Origin of the sequence: Klebsiella sp. HMSC09D12 (assembly GCF_001808475.1) — a bacterium.
In the GTDB taxonomy this organism is placed as follows: Bacteria; Pseudomonadota; Gammaproteobacteria; order Enterobacterales; family Enterobacteriaceae; genus Klebsiella; species Klebsiella oxytoca.
In genome coordinates this window covers 127740-149406 of record NZ_KV793495.1, presented here as the reverse complement: position 1 = coordinate 149406, position 21667 = coordinate 127740, and the positions used below count along the sequence as shown (strand labels likewise).

General features: G+C 54.0%; 14 protein-coding genes. 5 read left to right on the top strand and 9 right to left on the bottom strand.

Annotated elements, in window-relative coordinates; all coding sequences use genetic code 11:
* On the bottom strand, window positions 1–718 hold a 718-nt coding region (gene vgrG, locus HMPREF3178_RS20305; RefSeq protein ID WP_139146037.1), incomplete at its 3' end, for a type VI secretion system tip protein VgrG.
* A 1380-nt stretch (window positions 719–2098) separates the two neighbouring features.
* Here vgrG and HMPREF3178_RS20300 point away from each other — a divergent pair.
* On the top strand, window positions 2099–3205 hold the full coding sequence (locus HMPREF3178_RS20300) for an AI-2E family transporter (RefSeq protein WP_004103976.1): 1107 nt from the start codon (window positions 2099–2101) through the stop codon (window positions 3203–3205).
* Between the two features lie 327 nt (window positions 3206–3532).
* On the top strand, window positions 3533–4024 hold the full coding sequence (gene eco / locus HMPREF3178_RS20295) for a serine protease inhibitor ecotin (protein WP_004103977.1): 492 nt from the start codon (window positions 3533–3535) through the stop codon (window positions 4022–4024).
* A gap of 45 nt (window positions 4025–4069) precedes the next feature.
* Here the strand turns inward: eco and mqo are convergent, their stop codons facing one another.
* A complete protein-coding gene (gene mqo, locus HMPREF3178_RS20290) occupies window positions 4070–5704 on the bottom strand; it encodes a malate dehydrogenase (quinone) (RefSeq protein WP_004103978.1) in 1635 nt (544 codons plus the stop codon).
* Between the two features lie 279 nt (window positions 5705–5983).
* Here mqo and HMPREF3178_RS20285 point away from each other — a divergent pair, with 279 nt between their 5' ends.
* Window positions 5984–7231 (top strand): SulP family inorganic anion transporter, encoded by a 1248-nt coding sequence (locus HMPREF3178_RS20285; RefSeq protein ID WP_004103980.1) that lies wholly within the window; start codon window positions 5984–5986, stop codon window positions 7229–7231.
* Here the strand turns inward: HMPREF3178_RS20285 and mgtE are convergent.
* The 6 genes from mgtE to HMPREF3178_RS20255 form a co-directional block, all read right to left on the bottom strand.
* Entirely contained in the window at window positions 7194–8630 is a 1437-nt protein-coding gene (gene mgtE / locus HMPREF3178_RS20280) for a magnesium transporter (RefSeq protein WP_004103983.1), read from the bottom strand. The two genes, HMPREF3178_RS20285 and mgtE, sit on opposite strands and share 38 nt — an antisense overlap.
* A gap of 168 nt (window positions 8631–8798) precedes the next feature.
* Window positions 8799–10442, bottom strand: coding sequence for a multidrug ABC transporter permease/ATP-binding protein (locus HMPREF3178_RS20275; RefSeq protein WP_004103985.1), 1644 nt, complete (start codon window positions 10440–10442; stop codon window positions 8799–8801).
* A gap of 76 nt (window positions 10443–10518) precedes the next feature.
* Complete coding sequence (gene alkB / locus HMPREF3178_RS20270) at window positions 10519–11169, bottom strand: DNA oxidative demethylase AlkB (protein ID WP_004103987.1); 651 nt, start codon at window positions 11167–11169, stop codon at window positions 10519–10521.
* Window positions 11169–12233 carry a bifunctional DNA-binding transcriptional regulator/O6-methylguanine-DNA methyltransferase Ada gene (gene ada, locus HMPREF3178_RS20265; protein WP_016809064.1) on the bottom strand — a complete coding sequence of 355 codons (1065 nt, stop codon included), beginning with the start codon at window positions 12231–12233 and terminating at the stop codon, window positions 11169–11171. The genes alkB and ada overlap by 1 nt, the downstream gene beginning before the upstream one ends.
* Window positions 12234–12305: 72 nt before the next feature.
* Window positions 12306–13358 carry an FAD:protein FMN transferase ApbE gene (apbE, locus tag HMPREF3178_RS20260; RefSeq protein ID WP_004103991.1) on the bottom strand — a complete coding sequence of 351 codons (1053 nt, stop codon included), beginning with the start codon at window positions 13356–13358 and terminating at the stop codon, window positions 12306–12308.
* A gap of 102 nt (window positions 13359–13460) precedes the next feature.
* Complete coding sequence (locus tag HMPREF3178_RS20255) at window positions 13461–14591, bottom strand: porin OmpC (RefSeq protein WP_016809062.1); 1131 nt, start codon at window positions 14589–14591, stop codon at window positions 13461–13463.
* A gap of 771 nt (window positions 14592–15362) precedes the next feature.
* Between HMPREF3178_RS20255 and rcsD the strand changes: the two genes are divergently transcribed.
* Both rcsD and rcsB read left to right on the top strand, forming a co-directional pair.
* Window positions 15363–18023, top strand: a complete 2661-nt coding sequence (gene rcsD, locus HMPREF3178_RS20250; protein ID WP_070585454.1) for a phosphotransferase RcsD — start codon at window positions 15363–15365, stop codon at window positions 18021–18023.
* Between the two features lie 16 nt (window positions 18024–18039).
* On the top strand, window positions 18040–18690 hold the full coding sequence (gene rcsB / locus HMPREF3178_RS20245) for a response regulator transcription factor RcsB (protein WP_004103995.1): 651 nt from the start codon (window positions 18040–18042) through the stop codon (window positions 18688–18690).
* A gap of 44 nt (window positions 18691–18734) precedes the next feature.
* Here the strand turns inward: rcsB and rcsC are convergent, their stop codons facing one another.
* The gene (gene rcsC / locus HMPREF3178_RS20240; protein ID WP_070585452.1) at window positions 18735–21581 is read right to left on the bottom strand and encodes a two-component system sensor histidine kinase RcsC; all 2847 of its coding nucleotides are present in this window, start codon (window positions 21579–21581) and stop codon (window positions 18735–18737) included.
* Between the last annotated feature and the right edge of the window lie 86 nt (window positions 21582–21667).

Below are 21667 nucleotides of genomic sequence, written 5' to 3'. Positions count from 1 at the left end.
GCACCACGCGATGCCGGCTTTTCAGCGCCCACACGGATTCCATCCCGCTGTCGTGCTGGCCGGAGGGCGGCACAGACGGCAGAACCAGCCCCTGCCCGTCGTGCCGCTGGTCGTCGTAAAACTCCACCACGTCGATGTTCAGCCGGGTGTCGGCGATGAAGCGGAACCAGATACCCACCTCACTCAGCAGGCGGGTGATAAAGCGCAGGTCGTCCTCGCCGTACTGCATCACCTGCTCGCGACGCGGGTACGCCTGCGCCAGGGTGAAGATAAAGTCCTCCCCGCGCATGCCGTGGCGGGTGCGCAGGATATGCTCCACGATATCCGGCACCGACATATCCTGGTAAATCCGGTTCTGGTGGCTCCGGGAGAGCAGCGCCAGACGCGGCTGCAGGGTCAGGGAATAATGCGTTTCGTCCCGGGAGGCGGAAAGGCGCTCAAACGCCGTCACCACGCCCTGAATCGTGCGTACCGGCTGCCGGATTTTTACCCCGAAGCCCTGGTCAACCGGGGCCTGCAGAGTGAAGGCGGCATCCTGCATCAGCATCTGCTGCGGCGTGAGGGTTTTGTCGGCGCTGGTGAATTCAATCTGGTAGCTGAACGGTTCGCTCAGGGCCTCATCGCCTTCAAAGGCCAGCACGTCCAGGAGGGCGCGGCAACCGCGCACCGTTAACAGAGGATGGTTGTGGCTGAACTGCTGTGCCGGGATATCACTCATTCGCTCACCTCTTTCTCAAACGTCATCGCAGGCCGCTCCACTTTATTGCAGGCCGGAACCGGGCCCGTCTGCGCCGGCTGACAGTGCCCGGGCAGGATTTGCCCGCACGCCCGGGTCTGGCGCACTCCTTCTGCAGCACGGTACAGCAGGAATTAAGTTGGCGTTGCGGCATGGCGGGGTTTTCACAGGGCTCTCTCTTTATCGCTTGCGGGCACGCTACCGCCCGTCGCTGCTCACTTACCAAAGCGCATCAGGCCTGACAGGCTGATTGTGTGTTTTTGCCAGGTTCGCGCATTTCGGCAGCTAACGCTTCTGACCACCCAGGGGCTTTTAAAATATTTCCAGGTTATTTCCTGAAAAGTAGCGTTATTAAGAAGCCAGCAATTAGAGCGGCGTCGCCAGCATGGCGCGATGTTACGATCTCTTCGACCAACTATTTCCTGATTAAAGTCTTTAATACAGGCAACATTCAGCATCAACTTTTATTCCGAACCGTCCCTGCCAGCATATTTTGCACGCTGAAGATTATGTCCGGGACAAATTAAAATAGCCCGACATTGAAATAATTTTTATTGATAATGATTTTTTCTCCTTCAGAGAATAAACGGCTGCTGTATTACGACTGACAATCGCTGGTGGTTAGAAGTTTTAGTCGTAGATCGACACTTCACTGTACGCCACCGACATACAGTCTTAAGGGTAAATTAATACGTTAACCCGGCTTTTATTCTGAGTCGTAGCGGCCATAGCAATCTCTTCTGAGGGACCTTAGAGAAAAATAATGAATAGCCTGAATAAAACCATAGTAGAACAAAGTATTGTAACAGGTCAACCAGTAAGCCTCCCGCTTTTAACCAGGGTTTCAATTAAGAAATTCAACTCTCAGTAAAAAATTACTAATAATTCATTCTGCGTAATGACTAAATTCATAGCAGACGTATGAATAAACTTTGCATTCATATATAAATAAAACCATTTAATTGATATAAATCAATGCACTCTAGGGATAACAATTATTCCTGGAACTGAAAACACTCTGCACAATCAATAGAAGTTTAAATATTTTCATGCATACCCGCTGTAAGGGAATAATAATAGTGGGTATTAATATCGTGATAATAATGGAAAGAGAATTTAATATAAAAGAGCCAAATAATACCTGGCAGTCTCAGCGGCTGATTACTCGTCCTGGCGAGCCGGACAGAGAAAGCGAGAACAAAAATAGCGCGAATCCATTCTGCCGGTGTGTTTAAAGTATGAGCAGAAATGATATCTCCCATCAATACAGCTCTTCTACACATCGCCGCAGCAGCTATGATTGTAAATTGCCGAGAAACTTCTATTATTTGACTGTACACGTCATTTTTCTGAAGGATTTACATGAGAGTTAATGGACTTACGAAAGGATTTTTCATCCTGATCGTGCTGATCGTCACCCTGGCTTTTTTCGACGTTCTCTCCCCCTATTATTCAGCCATTTTATGGGCGGCCATTCTGGCGGTGATCTTCCACCCGGTGAAAAACAAACTGCGCGATCGGCTCGGCGAGCGCAACGGCCTGGCGGCGCTGCTGACCATCGTCATTATCTGCCTGATTGTCTTTACCCCGCTGGCGATCATTCTTTCGTCGCTGGCCTTCGAGCTCAACGTGGTTTACACCAAACTGCAGCATAATGACACCCAGTTCCCGACCGTGGTAGCCAGCCTGTTTGCTCATCTGCCGGAATGGGCCAGGAGCTTCCTTTCTGAGCATAATCTCGATAGCGCGGAACAGATTCAGCGCCAGCTTTCAGACGTAGCGCTGAAAGGAGGCCAGTACCTGGCCGGTAGCGCATTCTTGATTGGGAAAGGGACCTTCGGCTTTACCGTCAGCTTCGGCATCATGCTTTATCTGCTGTTTTTCCTGCTCAAAGATGGCCCGTATCTGGTCAGACTGATCCTTGAATCCCTGCCGCTATCGAATCACGTGAAGCAGCATCTTTTTGCTAAATTTGCCGCCGTCTCCCGGGCGACGGTAAAAGGCACCGTCGCGGTGGCGCTTGCGCAGGGCGCGCTTGGGGGACTGGCGTTCTGGATCGTGGGGATTGATGGCAGCATCCTGTGGGGCGCCCTGATGGCGTTTCTGTCGCTAATCCCGGCGGTGGGCTCGGCGATTATCTGGGTTCCAGCGGCAATCTATCTCTTCGCGACCGGCCAGCTCTGGCAGGGCGCGTTTATCGTCGGTTTCTTTGTGATCATCGTAGGGCTGGTGGATAACATTCTGCGACCTTTACTGGTTGGTAAAGATACCAAAATGCCGGACTACCTGATCCTGATCACCACGATCGGCGGAATGGAAATTTACGGCATCAATGGTTTTGTTATCGGCCCGCTGATCGCCGCGCTGTTTATCGCCTGCTGGAACCTTCTCTCCGGACGCGATCACGCTGGAAACATTGATGAGCTTGATGAAGATTTCCTCGAAGAAGGTAAAAATCACGAAGAGTAGCAGCGCTGTATTGCAGCGCTTACAGGTAAAATGCTGCCATCCCGGCAGGTGGCGATCGGCGTTTTATCTGAGCGGTAAATGAGTAAAAACAGCGCGGGACAGCAAAACGCAGGGGGCACCCCCTGCTCGACTGCGATGAAACCCCGTTCTCAGCGCCCGTCTTAAACCGAGACGTTAAGCTTATGGGAAGTAGTTAACGACTACGCTCCCTCTCATAAACAGAATTTATAACTGCTATTTGTGAAAATTTTGGTAAATTGCACTTATCATTCAGCGGATAAATGCTACTCTTATGCCGTTGAGGATTGATAACAAAGGATTACCCACGTGAAAAAAATCACTACGTTCGCCGCTTCCATGCTGGCTCTTGCCTGCGTTTCCGCCAGCGCCGTTGCAACTGAACAGCCGCTGGAAAAAATCGCTCCCTACCCTAAAGCGGAGCAAGGGATGAAGCGTCAGGTGATCCAGCTGCCGCAGCAGCAGGATGAGTCGACGTTAAAAGTGGAGCTGATGATTGGCCAAACGCTGGAAGTCGACTGCAATCGTCATCGTCTTGGCGGTCAACTGGAAAGCAAAACCCTTGAAGGCTGGGGCTACGACTACTACGTATTTGATAAAGTGACTTCCCCCGTCTCGACCATGATGGCCTGTCCGGATGGTAAAAAAGAGAAGCAGTTTGTGATGGCAGGTCTGGGCGATGCGGGAATGCTGCGTTACAACAGTAAGCTGCCAATCGTGGTTTATACCCCGGCCAACATCGATGTGAAATATCGTATCTGGAGAGCGGACGAAACCATCGGCACGGCCGTTGTGCGTTAATCCCTGTACGAGTGAATCCGGCGGCCTGAGCCGCCGGAGAAGAAGTTAGAGCGCAATATCAGCGACCGGTTTACCTTCCGGCAGCGGCTTCAGCTCCGCCTGCGGAACCTCATCAGCCACCGTAACCGGCTCGTAGTGCAGTTCCAGCACTTCGCTGGTCCACGCCAGCGCCTTTTCTATTTCCGCAGCGTTGCCGTCCAGACGCGTACCGTAGCTTGGTATAATCGCTTTCAGTTTCGCCTGCCACTCCGCTGAGTTGACCTTCTCTTTGAACACTTTTTCCATGAGCTGCAGCATAATCGGCGCCGCAGTGGACGCTCCCGGCGAGGCGCCCAGCAGCGCGGCTACGGTGCCTTCGTCATCGCTGACGACCTCGGTACCGAGGCGCAGAACACCGCCCTTCTTCTCATCGCGCTTGATAATCTGCACGCGCTGGCCAGCCTGCCATAAGCGCCAGTCTTCTTTGCGCGCTTCCGGATAGTATTCACACAGCGCCGCGTGACGATCTTTGTCCTTTTGCAGCACCTGGCTAATCAAATACTTCACCAGATCGAAATTATCCAGCCCCACGTTGAGCATCGGCATGATATTCGAGGTGTTGGTCGAGGCCAGCAGATCCCAAAGCGAACCGTTTTTCAGGAAGCGGGTCGAGAAGGTTGCGAACGGCCCAAACAGCACCACGCGCTTGCCGTCGATAATACGGGTGTCGATGTGCGGAACCGACATCGGCGGCGCGCCAACCTCGGCCTGACCGTAGACTTTGGCCAGATGGTGATTAACCACTTCCGGGTTCTCACACACCAGGAACTGTCCGCCGACCGGGAAGCCCGCGTACTCTTTAGCCTGCGGAATACCGGTTTCCTGCAGCAGGGTTAGCGCGGCGCCGCCGGCCCCGATAAAGATAAATTTAGCCTTGATAACCCGTTTCTGGTGGCGGTTGTTCGCATCCGCCAGCGTAACGGTCCAGCTTTTGTCGGCGTTGCGCTTAAAACGGCGCACCACGGTCCCCAGCTGGAGAGAGAAATTATCATGGGTTTGCAGCCCGGCGATCAGCTGACGGGTGATTTCGCCGTAATTCACGTCGGTACCCACCTCCGAGCGGGTCGCGGCCACCTTCTGCTGCGGATCGCGTCCTTCCATCACCAGCGGAGCCCACTCTTTTATTTGTTGATGATCTTCAGAGTAGCGGATACCGCGGAACAGCTCGCTTTGTTGTAAAGCCGCATAGCGAGCGCGCAGGAAGTTAACATTGTCTTCGCCCCATACGAAGCTCATGTGCGGCACGCTGTTAATAAAGGATTTAGGCTTTTTCAGAATGCCCCGGGTCACCTGATGGGCCCAGAACTGACGAGAAATCTGGAAGGATTCGTTGATGTCGACCGCTTTATCGATGTTGATACCGTTAGCGGTTTGCGGCGTATAGTTCAGTTCCATCAACGCCGCGTGGCCGGTACCCGCGTTGTTCCATCCGTTCGAGCTCTCTTCCGCCACGCTGGACATCTGCTCGACCATGGTAATAGACCAATCCGGCTCCAGTTCCTGCAGCCAGGTTCCCAACGTGGCGCTCATGATGCCGCCGCCAATCAACAATACATCCGTCTCTTGCTCATGGCGGGTGTTGGTCCGAGTGTTATTGGAACCAACCGCCTGTGAGCTGGGTACGGCCATCTTTTTCTTCATCGGATTTGAGCCTTACTTTACTCGCTTTTTTATTTAGCGCAGGTGAAACGATTCTCGGCTTCAAAGGTAACACTGAAGAAAAAAAATTTAAATATTGTTTAAATTTTAAGTTGAGTTTTGAGATCTGTTATAAAAATGTTTAATAAATGTGTATCATAAATCACATTTTGTACTGGTATCAGAGGCGCTTCCGCGCTATTATCCTCGGTTTTGTGACCGACCGCACGTAACCAGCGACCGATCATGGCCCAAATTTTTTAAATTCTGCGAAATTTTTTTATGCCCCCTGTTTCTGATTCCGCTACCTCCAGCAACGCTGGCGCATTAGGCCAGATCCTGCGCTCGCCCGCGCTGCTGACGCGTGAAACGCTGGCGGGCGTACTCACCGCACTGGCGCTAATCCCCGAGGTCATCTCCTTCTCGGTTATCGCTGGCGTTGATCCGAAAGTCAGCCTGATTGCCTCCGTAGTGCTGTGCCTGGCGATGTCGGTTCTCGGCGGCAGACCAGCGATGGTCACCGCCGCCGCCGGTTCGGTAGCGCTGGTGATTGGTCCGATGGTGCATCAATATGGCGTCGGCTACATTCTCCCGGCGGTCATAATGGCCGGCGTTATTCAAATTTTGTTTGGCATTTGCGGCATGGCGCGCCTGATGCGCTTTATTCCGCAGCCGGTGATGACCGGTTTTGTTAACGCGCTGGGTATTCTCATCTTTTTTGCCCAGGTACCGCATTTCTGGAGCAAGCAGCCGCTGATTATCGGCCTGTTCGTGTTAACGCTGCTGATTGTGCTGTGGGCGCCGCGCTATATAAAGGCAATCCCTTCTCCGCTCATCGCTATCGTACTGCTGACGCTGTTTACCGTTTTCAGCGGCCAGCTGCTGCCGACCGTCGGCGATGAAGGCTCAATGAGCGGCGGACTACCGGGGTTAACCAGCCTGATAGTTCCTCTGAATTTAACCACGCTGCACATCATCTGGCCCTGCGCGCTGAGTATCGCTTTTGTCGGCCTGATGGAGTCGCTTCTGACGGCAAAGCTGGTGGATGATTTAACCCAAACGCCTTCCAGCAAAGCGCGCGAGAGCGCGGGTCTGGGCATCGCCAACATTCTCGCCGGGTTCTATGGCGGTATCGCCGGGTGCGCGATGATCGGCCAGACCATCGTTAATGTTGAAATGGGTAAAGCGCGCAGCCGCGTGTCGACCGTTGCCGCAGGCCTGGTGCTGCTCCTGCTGGTGACTGCCTTAAGCGAAGTGATGGCAAAAATCCCGATGGCCGTGCTCGCCGGGGTGATGGTGATTGTCGCGGTGAAGACCTTTAGCTGGCACAGTATTCGTCCGGCTGAGCTGGCGCGCAATCCGTGGCCGGAAACGCTGGTGATGCTGGTGACCGTCGGCGCAACCGTCGGCACCAGCAATCTGGCAATCGGCGTTCTGGCAGGGCTGATCTCAATGGCACTAATCCCCCGCCGTCTGCGGACTCAAGCGCAGGCTACATCAGAAAAAGCGTCGCCAGCCCAAGAAAAATAAAGAATCCGCCGGTGTCGGTAATCGCGGTAATCATTACGCTGGAGCCGACCGCCGGGTCGCGTCCCAGCTTGACCATCACCATTGGGATAATGACGCCCATCATTGCCGCCATCAGTAGATTGAGCATCATCGCCAACGTCATCACGCCGCCCAGTTGCGGATCGTCGTATAGCCACCAGGTGATAGCCCCCATAATCCCGCCCCAGACGATCCCATTGATCAGCGCAACGCCCATCTCGCGCAAGATCAGGAAGGTAAAACTTCCCGGCTGAATATGCTGTAACGCCATTGCCCGCACGATCATGGTGATCGTCTGGTTGCCCGTGTTGCCGCCAATCCCGGCGACAATCGGCATTAGCGACGCCAGCGCCACCAGTTGGGAAATAGTATGTTCGAAGCCATCGATCACGCGGGAAGCGATAAACGCGGTGCAAAGATTCACCGCCAGCCAGGCCCAGCGGGTCTTCACCGCTTTGCTCACCGGGGCAAACACGTCGTCATCGTTGCTCAGGCCGCCCATCCGGCGTAAATCGTTATCCGTCTCCTCATAGACCACGTCAACGATCTCATCAATGGTTAAACGTCCCATCAGCTTGCCGTCGGCATCAATCACCGCGGCGCTAAGTAAGTCATCACGTTCAAAGGTACGCGCCACTTTCTCCGCGTCTTCGTGCGGCTGGAAGGTCACCGGATCGCCTTCCATCACTTCCCCTACCCGCTTCTGCGCATCGTTAAGCAGAATGGTTTGCAGCTCGAGTTCGCCGAGCAGCAGCTTATTGCGGGTGGTCACAAACAGTTTATCGGTATTCTCCGGCATTTTACCTAGTCGCCGCAGATAGCGCTGCACCGCTGCGAGAGTCGCTTCCGGACGAACGGTAATGACCTCAAACTCCATGATCGCGCCGACGGTATTGTCGGCGTAGCGCATCATCTGGCGAATACGCGCGCGCTTATCCGCAGGCAGGGTGGCCAGTAAACGTCCGGTCAGATCGCGGGGCAAGTGCTGTAGCAGGTAAACCTGTTCATCGATATCGAGATTTTGCAGCGCGAACAGCAGATCGTGATCGCTCATCTCTTCGATGAGGTCGCCCCAGACGCTTTCCGACGCCTCCAGCAGCACTTTGCCGCGCTTGTCATCGGCGACCAGCCGCCAGAGCGCGTTGCGCGCATCATAGGGCAGCGCTTCGAGCGCATCGGCAAGATCCGGCGGCGGCAGGTGTGAAACCAGCATTTCCACTTCCGCCAGATCGTCGGCCAGGGTACTGTCATCGTAGCGTTCAGCGAGGGTTAATTTACCCAGCAGTGAAGATGTGACGGCTTTATCGGTGCTCAGGAGCCAAATGAGGCGGGCGCGCTCTTCATCGCGCAATCTGGCGCTTTTTTTGTGCAAAACGGACATCGGTCAGGCAATCCTTGTAAAAATATCTGTCAGACCAGCAGGCCGGAAGCCTTAAGCATAGCGCGAGGAGGCGGAAATAATAACCGCTATGAATTCGGTCGACGGAAAAAACAGCAGCCTGCAGATACCCCGGAGGTCGACTGACGCCTCCGGGACGGCGTAAACCGATCAGGCGGTACGGGCAACCGCATCGCGGGTCGCCAGTTCGCGCTCATTTCCGGTCAGCTCTGAGAGCTGGCCGCCGCGCATTTCCAGCAGCCTGTCGGCGTGCTGAAAGTAGTGATCGTCATGGCTGATGGCAAAGAGGGTTTTGCCCATCTCCTTCATCAGCGGCAGCAGCACCTGATAGAATTCGCGGCGGAAATGGGGGTCCTGATCTGCCGCCCATTCGTCCAGCATGATGATATCTCTGTCTTCCGCTAACGCCAGCAGCAGCGCCACGCGCTTTTTCTGCCCTTTTGACAGCTTCAGGTCGAGAATTTTGCCATCGTCCAGCCGTAGCTTATGGTTCATTTGCAGATAGCCCAGCCACTTCTCCACCAGTGCCGGATCGGCCGCCTTCCCTTCCGGTCCCAGCAGCCTGTCGAACAGCCAGACGTCGGTAAAGACCGCCGAGAAAAGCTTGCGGTAATCTTCCGGCTTATCCGCCGCCATCGGCTGCCCGTCAACCAGGATCTGCCCAGAAACCGGCTGATACAAACCGGTCAGCAGCATGGCCAGCGTCGATTTTCCGCTCCCGTTGCCGCCAATCAGGAATACCAGCTCGCCGCGCCTGAGAGTCAGATTAATCGGCCCGACCGCAAAGCTGTTGTCGGGATAATGGAAGGTAATATCGCGCAGCTCGAGCGTCTGCCAGTGGGGGTACACCTGCGCCTGCGGGAATTCAGCGCGGTAGGGCGCGAGCGAAAACTTATTCAGCTTATTGAATGCCACCTGAGCGCTGAGCAGAGTCGGCAGCGCGCCAACCGCAGAGAGCAGCGGCGTGCGCAGGAAGAGCAGCGTCAACGAATAGGTGGCCGCCACCGCCGTATCGGCCCAGCCCAGGCTGTTAGCCATCCAGAAGACCAGGCCAATCGCGCCCAGCATCATAATATTCGACCAGTTGACCGCGCTCAGATGGAAGGTATCGGCGCGGACAATATGGTGGCGGTATTCGCGCGCGTCCGGGAGATAGAGCTGATTAAATACATATTCAGCGCGCTCGCGATTAAGGGTGAGCTCTTTGCGTCCTTCGAGAACCGTTTGATAATCGTGATACAGCTTATCTTCGGTTTCGCGCAGCGAGGCCATGTGCTTGTAGACCCGCGACACCAGCACAAATCCGCCCCAGATGGTTAACGCCAGCCACAGCGCGGTAACCAGCATCATTTTTCCTGACAGCCAGGCCAGATAAGCGGCGGAACCAAAGGTCAGAATAATCCCCTGTACCAGCTCCGGCAGACGCACGAAAGCAATGGTAATGTTGCGGATGTCGCTGGTTAACCCGGCCAGCAGCGACGCGCTGCCGATTTTCTCGATCTTCTCAATTTGCGTATCCAGAATGCGCTTAATAAATTCCCCGCGCAGGCGATAAACAAAATGGTGGCCGAGCGTAGTAAGCGCCAGTTGCGAGCCGAGGGTGACCGCCATCAGCAGCAATAATAGTCCCAGAAATTCCGGCAGTACCGTCAGGGAGGTATCGACGATAGTTATCAGGCGCAGGTTAATAAAGGCGATAAGCCCAATACCCAGCGCCGCGCTCAGCAGGCTCAGGGCAATGACGGAGATAAACGGCCAGCGGTACTGACGCCAGACAAGAAGAAGAAGTTCCATAACGCGTAATCCGGGCAAGCAAAAACAGCCAGCAGTTTAAACTGCTCGACGATGACAGCAAGAATAATTCTTATTTTTATTCTTTATTCCCTGCCAGGCGGAAAGTGAGATTGTAGCGACAGGAGCCGGTATCCGGATGAACACCCTCTTTTAGCGGCTGAATGCCGTGGTAAAACAGCCGTGATTCGCCACCCCAGACCACCACATCGCCGTGCTCCAGCAGCACCCGCTGTAGCGGATCGCTACGCCGCAGGCCGCCAAACTGGAATATCGCCGGCAACCCCAGCGAGACGGAGACGATCGGCGCCCGCAGGTCGCGCTCGTCTTTATCCTGATGCAGCGACAGCTTTGTGCCGGGCTGATAGCGATTAATAAGACACGCATCCGGGGTAAAGTGCGCATAGCCGCCCGCCGCCGCCGCCTCTGAGGCCAGCTCGCGGAAAAGCGGCGGCATCTGCGGCCAGCGCTTTTCCGTCAGCGGATCGTCGCTGGCATAGAGATAGCCGCGCGCGTTCGTGGTCCAGCCCAGCTCGCCACAGTTAGTCATCGCCACCGACATCGTATAGCCGCCGGGGGTAACCATCTGACGAAAAGGCGAACGATGGGCAATATCGGTGATTGCCTGCAAAAGCGCTGGCGCGCGTTCACGGGCGTAGCGGCGCAAAATTATCGCCCCCGGAGCCAGTTGCTCCTGCCAGGGCGGCGTATCGGCAAAAAGATCGAGCATTATGTCTCCTCGTATTGCGCTTCTCGCGCCAGCAGCAGCGCCTTACGCGCCGTTCCCCAACGATAGCCGGATAGCGCCCCACCCTCGCGAACCACACGATGACACGGGATAACCAGCGCCAGCTTATTGGCGGCACAGGCGCTGGCCACCGCCCTCACCGCGCGGGGACGCCCCATACTTTGCGCCACCTGGCGATAGCTGCGGGTCTCCCCCGCCGGGATCTGGCGCAGCGCCTGCCAGACCTGAAGCTGGAAAGCCGTGCCGCGCAGATCCAGCGGCAAAGAAAACGGCTGGCGATGATCGTTAAGATGAGAAAAGACCTGCGCAACCCGCAGGCGAAAGACTTCATCGCCTGGATGCAGTCGCGCATTGGGGAACAGGCTGGCTAATTGATCATACAGCGAGCTGTCGTTATCTCCCGGTAGCACGGCACAGATTCCCCGTTCGCTCTCAGCCACCAGGCAGCGCCCCAGCGGCCCGTCGCCGCATACCCAGGTAATGTCCATATTCTCACCGCCGCGGCGAAACTGACGGCCGGTCATCCCCAGCGCGGCGTCAGCCTGCTGATAGTAGCTGCTATTATCCGGGAAACCGGCGGATAGCGCCGCGTCGGTAATTTTCGCCCCCTGCCCTAACGCTTCGCGTAAACGGCGAGCGCGCCAGGCCTGTTGCCAGGCTTTGGGGGTCATACCGGTCACGGATTTAAAGAGGCGGTGAAAATGAAAGGGGCTAACCGCAAGCTGGCGTGCCAGTGCTTCCAGCGTGATCGGCGTCTCCTGCTCCAGCAGACGGCAGGCGGCAGCGACTTTCTCTACCTTCTGCTGCTGCGGATCGCTGTTTTCCGGCTGGCAGCGTTTGCACGGGCGAAAGCCTGCCGCCTGCGCGGTATCGACATCAGGATAGAAGCGAACATTTTCCCGCAGCGCGCGACGAGAGCGGCAGGACGGACGGCAGCAAACGCCGGTAGTCAGCACGGCAAAAACGAACTGACCATCGGCGCCGGTATCGCGTTCGCATACTGCCTGCCAGCGGCGCTCATCGTTATCAAACATTATCGGTTTCATCACGGACTCCTGCTGTAAGTGTAACTTCAGTCTGGGCCGAAGTCCGTTAGCAAAAACCCGAAATCTTGCGGTTTAATTTTTCTCGCCAACCAGGAAAGCGCGGAACTGCGGAGACATCCAGGTTTTAAACCCCTCCCCCTCTTTGACAATCATATAGACCGCCAGCCCCTGTTCACGCACCACCTCCTGCGCTTTTTCCGGCCCCAACACCATCAGCCCGGTATCCCAGCCATCGGCTTCCAGCGCCGTCGGAGCGATAACGGTCACCGAAACCAGCTTGTGATCGATTGGTCGCCCGGTTTGCGGATCGATGACGTGCGAGATGCGCTTGCCGTCCAGCTCATAGTAGTTGCGATAGCTGCCCGAGGTACTGATACCGTGGCCGTTAATATCGACGATCGCCTGTACCGCATTTTCGCGATCGGTCGGTTTCTGGATCGCTACCCGCCACGGTTGACCTTCGGCATTCATGCCCCGGCTCACCAGCGCCCCGCCCACCGAGACCAGGTAGCGCGAGATCCCCTCCTGTTCCATCAGGCGCGCCAGATGATCGGCAGCGTAGCCTTCACCGACGGTGGAGAGATCGACGAACAGATCCGCAATGTCTTTTTGCAGATACTGCCCGTCGGCCCGGTTGATCACCGTCAGATGCTGTAAGCCGCTACGCGCTTTGGCATCGGCAATCTGCTGCGGATCCGGCGTTTTTACCGGCTGTTTGTCCGGGCCAAAGCCCCATAAATTGACCAGCGGCCCGACGGTAATATCCATAGCGCCGTGAGTTTTAGCGCCAATTCGCAGGGACATCGTCACGATATCTGCCATCGCCTCGCTGACCGGCCAGGGCGATGTCTCCGGCGAATGGTTAAAGCGCATCAACGCTGAATCGTTCTTCCAGGTAGAAAGCAGGCGATCGTCAGCATCCAGCTGAGCCTGAACTTTCTGACGCAGCGCCTCGGCCTTCGCCTGATCAAGGTCTATGACGCTGACCCGCCAGAATGTGCCCATGGTTTTACCGTCCAGTACGGTAGCGGCGGATTTTGGCGTCTGGGGAGAAGTGGCTGAATCACAACCTGAAAGTAATACCAGGGCCCCGAACAGGGCGGCGCGGAAAAATGTCATGTCCATAAAATTGGCTTCCTCTTGCTAAGGCCCAAAGAGTACACCAGCAAGGTTAAACCGGGCATAAAAAAAGGCGCCATCGGCGCCTTTTTTCAAACTTCAGCGTGCTTAGAACTGGTAAACCAGGCCCAGAGCAACGATGTCGTCGGTAGAGATACCGGCATCTTTGGTGAATTTGTTGTCGTCCAGCAGGTTGATTTTGTAATCAACGTAGGTAGACATATTTTTGTTGAAGTAGTAGGTTGCGCCTACATCAACATATTTCAGGATATCCTGGTCACCATAACGGCCCAGGTCTTTACCTTTTGACTGCAGGTAAGCCACGGACGGACGCAGACCGAAGTCGAACTGGTACTGGGCAACCACTTCAAAGTTCTGCGCTTTATTAGCAAAACCGATGTTACCAGTACGAGTTGCGTTATAGGTCTGGGAGTACTGAGTCGCCAGGTAGATATTGTTGGCGTCATATTTCAGACCGCCGGTGTAGGTTTCAGCGTTGTCGCCTTCACCCAGAATGCGGCGAGAGAAGCCGTCAGAGTCGGTATATCTGGTGTTGATGCTGTTCTGCTCAGAAGTACGTTTAGAGTGAGAGTACGCAAAACCAGCGCTGATACCGTCGTAGATATCATAGGTCAGAGAGGTGCCGTAGCCGTCGCCGTTCTGTTTATTCCAGTCACGACCATTGTTGGTGGAACCTTCACCGCTTACGCTGCCGTTTTTACCCTGATACTGCAGAGCAAAGTTCAGACCGTCAACCAGACCGAAGAAGTCGGAGTTACGGTAGGTCGCCACGCCGTTAGCGCGAGACTGCAGGAAGTTATCAGAACCGTAGGTGTCGCCGCCGAATTCCGGCAGAACGTCGGTCCAGGAAGTCACGTCGTATACTACGCCGTAATTACGACCGTAGTCGAAAGAACCCGCGTCGCCGAATTTCAGACCCGCAAATGCCAGACGAGTCCAGGACTGCTTGTCAGAACCTTCTACGTTGTTCGCCTGAACGTTGTATTCCCACTGGCCGTAACCGGTCAGCTGGTCGTTGATCTGAGTTTCGCCTTTGATGCCCAGACGCATGTAGGTCTGGTCGCCATCGGAAGATTTGTCGTCAGAGAAATAGTGCAGACCGTCGATTTTACCGTACAGGTCTAATTTGTTGCCATCTTTGTTATAGACTTCAGCCGCATTCGCTGCGCCTGCTACCAGCAGAGCCGGTACCAGGAGGGACAGTACTTTAACTTTCATGTTATTAACCCTCTGTTTGTTATATGCCTTTTATTATTGCCACTGCTTACTGATTACCCTTCTAATCAGTCGGCTATTTCATTGTGCTGCAAAATGCAGAATAATCCAACAAGAATATGATACTAAAACTTCTAAGATGTTTCAAAATACCCACAAGATGTTTCAATTTGTAAATACAAGGGAACTTTTTTTCTGCCACAAATGCGCAACTAAATAAGCACTAATAATCAAAAAATAAAAATTTTCAATCCCTGTCAATGAGTTACATGGTTACATCTCTATAGCACTGAATGGTAAAACAAAATTCTCGTCTGCGACTAAAATTAATCCCGCTATCATCATTAACTTTATTTATTACCGTCATTCAGTTCTGAATGTCTGTTTACCCCTATTTCAACCGGATGCCTCGCATCCGGTTTTTTTTACCCTTCTTTACACATCTTTAATTATTCCATGCTACTCGTGAAAAAAATAACGGTTATTAATCAAACAACTTACGTCTAAGCTCAACGCTATTTATATAATTTCTTGTTATTTAGTGCTATTTCCCTAAGGTAATCCGTCAATAATTGTACAAAAACAACTGCGGTGTACATCTTTGCTCGCATTACTGGTTTAAGATAAATCTCAAGGCAAAAAAGTCATTGTAGGGTATTCAGATGTATGGATTTTGGACGTTAACCTTTATACTGTTCGTAGCATCTGCGCTGCCCCCGGTTAACTTGGTGCAACAGTCCGTTTACACACACTGATGAGTCGTACTCTCACACGATGACCCCGAAAAAATTTTCCCTGATACCCGGCAACATTACCCGCTTCTTTATTCTCATGGTCATCGTCCTGCTGGCGACGATGGGGGTCATGATCCAAAGCGCCGTTAACGCCTGGCTAAAAGATAAAAGCTACCAGGTTGTCGATGTCAGCTACGACTTGCATAAACGCATCGATACCTGGCGCTACGCCACCTGGCAAATCTATGACAACATCGCCGCAACCTCTGCCAGCTCAGCCTCCGAGACCGGGTTGCAGGAAACGCGTTTAAAGCAGGATGTTTACTATCTGGAGAAACCCCGGCGCAAAACCGAAGCGCTGATTTTTGGCTCTCATGACGGCTCAACGCTGGAAATGACGCAAAAAATCTCCAACTATCTCGATATCCTGTGGGGCGCCGAGACGATTCCCTGGTCAATGTATTACCTCAACGGCCTGGATAACAGCCTGATACTGGTTTCAACGCTGCCGTTAAAAGATCTCTCTTCCAGCTTCAAAGAATCGACGATCAGCAGCGTCGTTGAATCACGCCGGGCTGAGATGCTGCTGCAGGCCAATACCCTTGATGAACGCGAGACGTTTTCGTCGCTGCGCCACCTCGCCTGGCAAAACGGCTACTACTTCACCTTACGCACCACCTTTAACCAGCCCGGTCATCTGGCGACGGTAGTGGCCTTCGATCTGCCTATTAACGATCTCATTCCGCCGAGTATGTCTCTGGAGAGTTTCCGTCTGGAGCCCGATCCCTCGCAGAACGGAACCAGCAATCCGGATAAAGAAGCTACCGACATCGTCAGCATTAACTTTAACGGCCCGCAGATTGAAATTATCACGACCATTAATACCACCGGTATGCGCCTGGTCTGGATGGTGCCCTTTAGCGAGCTGATTCTGGAATCGCTGCAAAATATTTTACTGCCGCTGCTGCTGAATATTGGTCTGCTGGCGCTGGCGCTGTTCGGATTTACCACCTTCCGCCACTACAGCGGACGTAAAAGCGTCGCGGGAACGGCTATCTCCTCGGCAGCCAATAGTGAACTACGCGCTGAGCGCGCCATTCACGAAGAGATCGTTTCCCTGCTGCCGCTCGGGCTGCTGGTGCACGATCTGGAGGCTAACCGTACGGTGATCAGCAATCCGATCGCCGATCATCTGCTGCCGCATCTGAACCTGCAAAACATCATTAATATGACCGATCAGCATCAGGGCGTGATCCAGGCGACGGTGAACAATGAACTGTATGAAATCCGTCAGTTCCGCAGTCAGGTTTCGCCACGAACGCAAATTTTTATTATTCGCGATCAGGACCGTGAGGTGATGGTGAATAAGAAACTTAAGCAGGCCCAGCGTCTGTATGAGAAAAATCAGCAGGGCCGCACGGCGTTTATGCAGCATATCGGCGCGGCGCTCAGGCAGCCGGCGCAGACGCTGGCGGAAGAAGCCGCGGCGCTCGGCATGGCTGAAAGCCGCAGGCTGGCCCAGCATGCGGACGAACTGGTGCAGTTGGTAGATGAAATCGAGCTGGCAAACCTGCTGGAGAGCGATAGCTGGAAGAGCGCTCAGGGTCTATTCTCGATTCAGGAACTGATAGATGAAGTGGTGCCTGAAGTGCTACCTATCATCAAACGTAAGGGTCTACAGCTGCTGATTAACAACGCCTTGCCGGCCAATGAGCAACGCTACGGCGATCGCGACGCCCTGCGCCGTACGCTTTTACTGCTTATCCAGTATTCGGTTACCACCACGCCTATTGGCAAAATTACTCTGGAAGTGAGTAAAGATGAATCAGCGGACGATCGTCTGACCTTCCGTATTCTCGATACCGGCAACGGCGTTTCCGCAAACGAAATTGACAATATGCACTTCCCGTTCCTCAACGATACGCAGGCAGACCTCTACGGCAAGGCCAACGCCCTCACCTTCTGGCTCTGCGATCGCCTGACGCGCAAGCTCGGCGGGCAGCTCAATATCAAAGCACGCGAGTCGCTGGGTACCCGCTACTCCCTGCATTTAAAAATGGCCGCCAGCGCAGAGGAGAGTGAGTCAGGGGAACATCTGCTGGATGACGTGGTGATATTGCTTGATGTGACCGCCAATGAAGTCCGCCGTATTGTGACTCGCCAGCTGGAGAGCTGGGGGGCCACCTGCATCACGCCGGATGACAGAATCACAAGTCAACAATATGATCTTTTTTTAACGGATAATCCGTCTAATCTTACTGCTTCGGGCTTGCTTTTAAGCGATGATGAAGCCCGGGTTCATAAGATTGGTCCTGGTCAGCTCCGCGTAAACTTTAATATCAGCGCTGCGCTGCAGGAAGCTATCCTGCAATTGATTGAGCAGCAGCTTGCAGAGGAAGAGGAGCAGCCTTCCTCTGCCGGTAGCGAAAGTAACGCCGAACTGCATGCCAGCGGCTATTACACGCTGTTTGCTGACACGGTACCAGATGATGTTAAGAGGCTGTATAATGAACGGGCAACGGGCGATTTCGCCGCGCTGGCGCAGACCGCTCACCGCCTCAAAGGGGCGTTTGCTATGCTAAATCTGGTACCCGGCAAGCAGTTATGTGAAACGCTTGAGCATCTGATTCGAGAAAAAGATGCGCAAGGCATAGAAAAATATATCAGCGACATTGACGACTACGTCAAGAGCTTGCTGTAGCAAGGTAGCCTAATACATGAACAATATGAACGTAATTATTGCCGATGACCATCCGATCGTACTGTTCGGTATTCGTAAGTCACTTGAACAAATTGAGTGGGTGAACGTTGTCGGCGAGTTTGAAGACTCCACCGCATTAATCAACAATCTGCCAAAACTGGACGCACATGTCCTGATTACCGATTTATCCATGCCCGGTGATAAATACGGCGATGGCATTACGCTTATCAAATACATCAAGCGTCATTTCCCGGACCTGTCAATCATTGTACTGACGATGAATAACAACCCGGCGATCCTTAGCGCGGTTCTGGATCTGGACATAGAAGGGATTGTCCTGAAACAGGGGGCGCCAACCGACCTGCCTAAAGCGCTGGCCGCGCTGCAAAAAGGCAAAAAATTCACTCCGGAGAGCGTTTCGCGCCTGCTGGAAAAAATCAGCGCCGGCGGTTACGGCGACAAACGTTTGTCGCCGAAAGAGAGTGAAGTGCTGCGCCTGTTCGCCGAAGGCTTCCTGGTCACCGAGATAGCCAAAAAGCTCAACCGCAGCATCAAAACCATCAGTAGCCAGAAAAAATCGGCGATGATGAAGCTCGGCGTGGAAAACGACATCGCCCTGCTGAACTACCTCTCTTCCGTTTCCCTGAGCTCCACCGACAAAGACTAAACTCTTTTCTTCCCGGATAGCGCGGCGTTATCCGGGAAGCTTCTCTACTCCCTTCCCTTACGTACCCGCGTAGCATAGAGCGTTAACGTCTGCTTAATGATATCCAGCGTGACCGGCTTAGAAAGACAGCTGTCCATACCGGATTCCAGGCAGCGCTGCTTCTCTTCCGCCAGCGCGTTGGCAGTGACGCCAATCACCGGCAGCGTGAGCCCCAGCTGGCGAATACGCTGAGTCAGACGATAGCCGTCCATGTTCGGCATGTTGACGTCGCTGAGCACGATATCAATATGCTGTTTGCTCAGGACATTCAGCGCATCGACCCCATCATTTGCCGTCACGCATTGATAGCCCAGCGATCCAAGCTGATCGGCCAGCAGGCGACGGTTGATCGGATGATCGTCAACCACCAGAATCATCATGTCATCATTGCTGGCGTTTTGCGCATCCGCGGCAGCTAGCGCAGGGCCGTTATCCGCACTGGCTACGGCAATATGGAAGATGCGTCCCAGCAGCGGCAGTAGCTCGTGCGGCGTGGCGACGCTATGCAGCCACTCGCCGGGTACCCGCTCTTGCGGAATACCGATATGCCGACGAGAGAAGATCACCATCGCGCAGCCAGCCCAGGCTTCATGCGTCTCGCTATCGGTTAACAGAATATCTTCCGCTCCCGGCGTTTGCCCGTCAAAACGACGGACAGGAACGCCGTGGAAGGTCAGCAACTGCTCGACGAACACCGCCAGCGAGCTGTTATCAATCGCCAGCCAGCAGCATTTTTCAGCCAGGCCATCAATATTCAGCGGCGGCGTATTTTGCACGCCATAAAGCGGGATACGAATAGTGAATCGACTGCCCATACCCGGTTCGGTTTCGACGGCGATATCGCCATCCATCATGCTGATAAGCTTTTCACAAATCGCCAGGCCGAGCCCGGTTCCCTGGAAGTTGCGCTGCACGCCGGTACCGACCTGGAAGAACGGATCGAACAGGCGTAGCACCTCTTTCGCCGGGATCCCTTCGCCGGTGTCGCGTACGCTGATGCGCAGATAATCATCCGCCCGCTCTACGTGCAGGACAATACAGCCGGTATCGGTAAACTTAATCGCATTACTCAACAGGTTTGAAATAACCTGCTGCAGGCGCATCGGATCGCCGGACATCAGTTGCGGAACGTCTGGCTCAATAAAGCAGTACAGCCCGAGATGTTTACGCACCACCAGCGGCAGATAGTTGGCGGAGATATGGTTCATTACCTCACGCGGCGAAAACTCCCGCGGCTCAATTTTAAGCTGCTCGGACTCAATTTTAGAGAAATCGAGAATATCGCTAATGATTTTCAGCAGCAGGCTGGAAGAGTTGTTCATCGCTGTCACCAGACGATCGACGCCCTTCGGTAGCTCCTTGGTCTGCAAGAGATCGAGGTTGCCGATAATCCCGTACAGCGGCGTACGCAGTTCGTGGCTGACGGTGGCGAGGAACATCGATTTCGACTGGCTGGCCTGCTCGGCGGCCTGGGCCATCTCCTGCAGGGACTCTTCCATTTTGACGCGCGCCGATACGTCCACCAGTACGCAGATCGCCACGTTCTCGTTGCGATAGCGCGAATGGACAAAGCTGATTTGCAGGTTGGTATTATTGCTGGTCAGCACATCGACAAAGTTTACCTGCTGGCCGCAGATAATTTGCGTCAGCCGCTGCCGGTCCTCATGAGTTAACATGTTGAGATAGTTATGCGCCAGCTCGTTACTCAGGATATTGGTGCCGTCGAGGGTACGTAAAATACAGATCCCCACCGGCGCGGAGGCAACGATTTTGCGGTTGAACTGCTCATGCTCTTCCAGGCGCTGGGCATCATTTTCGGCCGGAATAAAAATCCGTCGTTCATACATTCGGGCGAGGGCGAAAAGGAGCGCGCCGGTGAGCAGATTGAGTACCACCGCATTCAGTATCAGCATCCGAATGCGTTCCAGCACCTGATCTACCGGTACCGAATAGACAATACTTAAGGATGACGGCGGCAGGCTTTTTTTCATCGCCAGCTCGCGAAAACCCGCGGTATAGCCAAACCACAGACGCTCCTGCATCCACTTCGCGTCCGGTTTGATATTGCTATTCGATCCGGCAAGTGAAATCAGCGACTGTCCATTATCGTCAAGGATCGTCACGTTCATCGGCAAACTGCCCGGGGTAAAGAAACTTTCCATACGGATGGTTTGCTCTACGCCAAGCATCGCCTGCAGACGATTCGCCACATAGATGGGCGTGAGCGCATAGAAATAGCCAACGCCCGGGCGCACGCCCTGGCTTATCCAGAACAGATTATTGCCGCGCTCGTTTTGCGGCGCGTCGCGATACTGCTCAATGCGCTGATGCAGTACTTTAAGCGCCTGGTCCCGCTCCAGCGGGATATCACGCAGGCCGAAGTTGGCCATGCACAGATTGTCGCTACCAATCAAAAAAATACGATTGAGGTCGTAGGCCGTGGAGAAATTGTCGCGCCAGTAGCGCATAAACCACGCCAATGACTGCAGCGAATTACGCCAGGTGGAACTCATCAGCGCACAGTCGGAATCCGGATAGAGCGGTTCAAAATCAGGAATTGAAATATTGCCGCGCTGGGCCGGCGTATCGCCGCCTTCGCCGCCATCTATCGGCCGATTACCGGCAACATATTTCAGTTCCTTAATCACGTCGGCCGTACGCTGTATATAGCGCTGCGCCTGATCGGCATTGAGGTTAAATTCCTGGCGAATTTCCGATTCCCGATCGTGCAAAGCGTTGACGATGTAAAACACCGAAACAAAAGCGACCAGCACCCACAGCAGTACCGCCAGCGCTCTGAACAGATAGCGTGAAACTTTTAACGTGTTATGGAAAGAAGCTAGATATTTCAATGTGGCGATGCTCGGCCGTCAGGGGCTCAACAGAATGGCGTTAAGGTAACGATAAAACTACGGTCCCGCAACGGGAAAACAAAAAG

What these genes read in the sequence shown, in the direction of transcription:
- HMPREF3178_RS20300 (WP_004103976.1), top strand. Translation starts at nt 2,099, where the DNA reads ATGAGAGTTAATGGACTTACGAAAGGATTTTTCATCCTGATCGTGCTG.
- mqo (WP_004103978.1), bottom strand. Translation starts at nt 5,704, where the DNA reads ATGAAGAAAAAGATGGCCGTACCCAGCTCACAGGCGGTTGGTTCCAAT.
- HMPREF3178_RS20285 (WP_004103980.1), top strand. Translation starts at nt 5,984, where the DNA reads ATGCCCCCTGTTTCTGATTCCGCTACCTCCAGCAACGCTGGCGCATTA.
- mgtE (WP_004103983.1), bottom strand. Translation starts at nt 8,630, where the DNA reads ATGTCCGTTTTGCACAAAAAAAGCGCCAGATTGCGCGATGAAGAGCGC.
- HMPREF3178_RS20275 (WP_004103985.1), bottom strand. Translation starts at nt 10,442, where the DNA reads ATGGAACTTCTTCTTCTTGTCTGGCGTCAGTACCGCTGGCCGTTTATC.
- alkB (WP_004103987.1), bottom strand. Translation starts at nt 11,169, where the DNA reads ATGCTCGATCTTTTTGCCGATACGCCGCCCTGGCAGGAGCAACTGGCT.
- ada (WP_016809064.1), bottom strand. Translation starts at nt 12,233, where the DNA reads ATGAAACCGATAATGTTTGATAACGATGAGCGCCGCTGGCAGGCAGTA.
- apbE (WP_004103991.1), bottom strand. Translation starts at nt 13,358, where the DNA reads ATGGACATGACATTTTTCCGCGCCGCCCTGTTCGGGGCCCTGGTATTA.
- HMPREF3178_RS20255 (WP_016809062.1), bottom strand. Translation starts at nt 14,591, where the DNA reads ATGAAAGTTAAAGTACTGTCCCTCCTGGTACCGGCTCTGCTGGTAGCA.
- rcsD (WP_070585454.1), top strand. Translation starts at nt 15,363, where the DNA reads ATGACCCCGAAAAAATTTTCCCTGATACCCGGCAACATTACCCGCTTC.
- rcsB (WP_004103995.1), top strand. Translation starts at nt 18,040, where the DNA reads ATGAACAATATGAACGTAATTATTGCCGATGACCATCCGATCGTACTG.